General features: G+C 75.2%; 4 protein-coding genes. All 4 read right to left on the bottom strand.

Annotation, left to right across the window (positions count from 1 at the left end):
* Positions 1 to 100: 100 nt before the first annotated feature.
* Entirely contained in the window at positions 101 to 973 is an 873-nt protein-coding gene (locus C1A33_RS21960) for a type II secretion system F family protein (RefSeq protein WP_101833274.1), read from the bottom strand.
* The gene (locus C1A33_RS21955) at positions 967 to 2,277 is read right to left on the bottom strand and encodes a TadA family conjugal transfer-associated ATPase (RefSeq protein ID WP_101833273.1); all 1,311 of its coding nucleotides are present in this window, start codon (positions 2,275 to 2,277) and stop codon (positions 967 to 969) included. Before C1A33_RS21955 ends, C1A33_RS21960 begins: the two co-directional genes overlap by 7 nt.
* Positions 2,274 to 3,182: a CpaE/TadZ family protein gene (locus C1A33_RS21950; RefSeq protein ID WP_133150785.1), complete on the bottom strand. Its 909-nt coding sequence runs from the start codon at positions 3,180 to 3,182 to the stop codon at positions 2,274 to 2,276. The genes C1A33_RS21955 and C1A33_RS21950 overlap by 4 nt, the downstream gene beginning before the upstream one ends.
* Positions 3,179 to 3,751, bottom strand: a 573-nt coding sequence (locus C1A33_RS21945) for an SAF domain-containing protein (protein WP_341477250.1), incomplete at its 5' end; no start/stop codon positions are given. The genes C1A33_RS21945 and C1A33_RS21950, both read right to left, overlap by 4 nt.

Genomic DNA, 3,751 nt, shown 5'->3' with positions numbered 1-3,751 from the left:
GCGGCGAGGAGGTCGGCCAGGTCGGGGCGGGCGGGACGCAGCCCGATCCAGGCCAGCCATAGACCGACGCCGACGCCTACACCGCAGGCCACCGTGACGATCATCCGCTGCCTCCGGCGGCGCCGGTGAGGATCCGGGTCGGGCGGGTGATGCGGCCCATCCGGGAAAGCCAGACGAACGCGGCAGCCCACAGGGCGCCGACGGCGGCGAGGACGAGCTGCCCGGTGAGGGTGCTGTAGGGGGCGACGAACGCGGGGCTGAACAGGGTCAGCCCGAGCGCCATCGCCATGGTGGTGACGACGATGACACGGGTCGAGGTGCGGATCCGGGCCCGCGTCGCCGCCGCCCGCAGCCGCAGCGCCGCCTGCCCGCGGGCGGCGGTCGCGAGACGGTCGAGCAGGTCGGCGAGGTGACGGCCCTGCCCGGCCGCCGCGAACCGCAACGCGGCCACGATCAGATCAGCCGCCGGATCATCCACCCGGTCAGCGAACGCGCCGAGAGCGTCGACGAGTCGCGCGCCGTCCTGCACCGCGGCGGCGAGGGTGAGCACGTCGACACGGATCGGGTCGGGGGCGATCGGGGCGGTCGCCCGGATCGTCTGCTCCAACCCGGCGCCAGCCGCCAACGTGTCGCGGAGCATGTCCGCCCAGCCGGCCAGCGCCTCCACCCGCGCCGTCTCCGCCGTGCCCACGCGGCTTTCCGCGAGCAGGCTCGGCGCGGCCAGCACCGCGAGGGCCGCCAGGGCGGCGGCAACCGGCCAGCCGGTCAGCACCCCCACCGCCAGCCCGGCGCCGACCGCACCGACCAACCGCACGGTGCGGGCCTGCGCCGACAGACCGCCGCCCGGCTGCCGTCGGGCGCGCAGCCGCATCCACACCGGCATGCCCGCCGAGACCACCAGCCACAGGCCGGCGGCCACGCCCAGACCGCAGCCCGCCGCGAGCGCCACTGGACCTGACGTCACGCTCACCATCCGCCGGCCCCCGCCGCCGGGGCGGTGTAGTAGCCCGCGAGAGCGGCGTCCACGGCGGCGGCGGTCTCCGCCCGCAACGGCACCGCCGGCACCGCCACCCCGTCCGGTCCCGGCCGCCACACCTCGTTACTCGTGACCAGCAGCCCGTCGGCGCCGGTCACTTCCCGCACGCTGGACACGACGCGGCGGCCCTGCGCGACGGTCATGTGCACGACGATGTGCACCGCCGCGGCGGTCAGCAGGCTCGTCGCCTCCATCGCCAGGCCCTCCGCCTGCGCCGCATAGGCGGCGATCTTCGCGAACACCCCGGCGGAGGAGGAGGCGTGGATCGTGGCGAGGCTGCCGTCGGTGCCCTGCGACATCGCCATCAGCATCGGCACGACCTCACCGCCACGCACCTCGCCGACGATCACCCGGTCCGGGCTCATCCGCAGCGCCCACCGCACCAGCTCGGCCAGGCCGATCGCGCCTTCGCCTTCCACGTTCGCCTCGCGGGCCTGCATCGCGACGACGTCCTGGTGCAGCCCGTCACGGTCCAAACCGAGTTCGAGGGAGTCCTCAATCGTGATGATCCGCTCGTCGGCGGGAACGTCGGCGGCCAACGCCCGGATCAGCGTTGTCTTGCCCACCCCGGTCTCCCCGGCCACGAGGATGTTGCGGCGGGCTAGGACCAGACCACGCAGCAACGTCCGCAGCTCGGCGGAGATCGTGCCCATCTCCACCAGATGATCGAGGCTGACCCGCGGGTAGCGGTGCCGGCGAATCGACACCACCGGCCGGACGGTGACCGCCATCGCCGCGAACAACCGCGACCCGTCCGGCAACTGCATGTTCAACCGGGGCGACGCCCGATCGAAACGTCGTTCCTCCACCCCGGAGCGGGCCGCGACGGTGCGCACGAGCTCGATCAGATCCTCGTCGGACGCGGCGACCGGAGGCATCCGCCGCCGCCGGCCGTCGGCGTAACGCACCCACACCACATCGGCGCCGTTGCAGTTGATGTTCTCCACCTGCGGGTCATCCAACAGCGGCTGCAACCCGCCCAACGCGAACAGCCCGTCAAGCACACTCCGGCTGATCTGTTCCTCCTCGGCCGGGGCCAGCAGCGGCCGGCCGGCCGCGAGGGACTGCTCGGCGTGCAGGCGCAGCATGTCCGCGACCAGGCCGGCGGCGTATGCCCGCTGATCGGTCACCGTCCACCCGGCGCCGCCCTGCCCCGTGCGGGTCAGGGCAGCGAGTTCGACGGCGACGCGGTCCCGCAGCGCGGCCACCAACCCGTCCGGCGCGTATCCGGGTCCCCTCACCGTCGCTCACCCCGGCCGTGGCGCACGGTGGTCGAGGGCACCCATCCCGACCCCTCTTGGGTCTGCGCCTCGGGCGACGATGCCCCTGGCACGAGCACCGCCGCCGTACGTCCCGCCGACGCGCCGGTGGTCCCTCGCGGCAACGCCAACGCGTCCGGCACCGCGGGCAAGGGCGGCAAAGGAACACGGCGGTCGGCAAGCTGCTCGGCGAGCCCACGGGCGACCAGGCCGTAGGCCCGTGCCAGCGGGCCGGGTGCGCGCCGCCCCCCAGGCCGGCCCGCGATCAGACCGGCGCCCCGCGGATCCTCAGGCAACACCCCGGCTACCGGCAGGCCCACCGACTCTGCGACCCGGTCCAGCGGCCACGCCGGCTCCCCGACCAGCAGCAGCACACACTCCCGCCGCCCCGCCGCGGTCAGATCAGCCTCCCGCCCGACGACCCGCGCCAGCTCCACCGGCACCGGACGGGCCAGGATCACCAGCAGGTCGCACACGGCCACGACCGGCGCCGCCGCCGACCACGGATCCACCCGGCCGACGTCGGCCACCACCGTCACCGTGTCCGCCGCCGCCCGTATCGCCCCCGTCCCGGTGAGGACCTCCACCGCCCCCCGCGCCGCCGTCGCCTCCACCGGGGCGGCGACCACCTCCACACCACCGGGTAGCCGCTGCACATGCCCGGACAGGCCCAGCTGGCCCGAGCGGGCCTGCGCCGCCCACGACACCAACCCGATCGATCCAGGCAGCTCATACCAGCCCAGGACGTCCCCGCCGCTGGGATCGGCTTCCACTGCCACCACCGGCGCCCCACCCGGCCGCATCGGCCAACCCGCGGCCAGCCCCAACGCGGTCGTCGTCACCCCCGGCGACCCCTTCACCGCCCCGACCGCTACCAGCCCACTCATCGCGCGCCCCGCAGCACCAGCGCGACCTGCCCGGCCGCCGCCGCCCGCGCCACCGGTTCCGCGTCGTCGGCACCGACCTGCACCGACACCACCAGCCCCCCCGAACCCGCCGGCCCCGGCTCAGCCGAGACGAGCACCCCCTCCACCGACGAACTCCTCGCCACCGACGGCACCTCGACGGCGCCCTGAACCGACGCCCCCGAGCCATCCACCGCCGCCGGCCGCGCCGTATCCCCGGTCAGCAGCACCATCACCTGATCACCGGCGCTCACGCCCGGCGGATAGGACCCCGGCTTCAGGGACGCCCCCACCAGCCGCATCCCCGCCGGCAGACTCCGCCGACCCACCGACGACCTCGACAGCAGACTCCCCGCCGACAGCGGCACCGCCGCCGGCCGGCCCACCACCTGCCCCGCCGACCCGACCGGCACCACCTCCACCGCCGGCTCCACGACCACCGACACCACCCGCACATCCCCCGCCGTCACCAGCTGCCCCACCTGCACCGGCCGCGTCACCACCAGCACCTCCCGCCGACCGTCCCGGCGGCCCCCCACCACCACAAACAC

The organism is Frankia canadensis (assembly GCF_900197875.1).
In the GTDB taxonomy this organism is placed as follows: domain Bacteria; phylum Actinomycetota; class Actinomycetes; order Frankiales; family Frankiaceae; genus Frankia; species Frankia canadensis.
The sequence above is the reverse complement of the archived record's forward strand: the minus strand, read 5'-3'. Positions and strand labels throughout refer to the sequence as shown.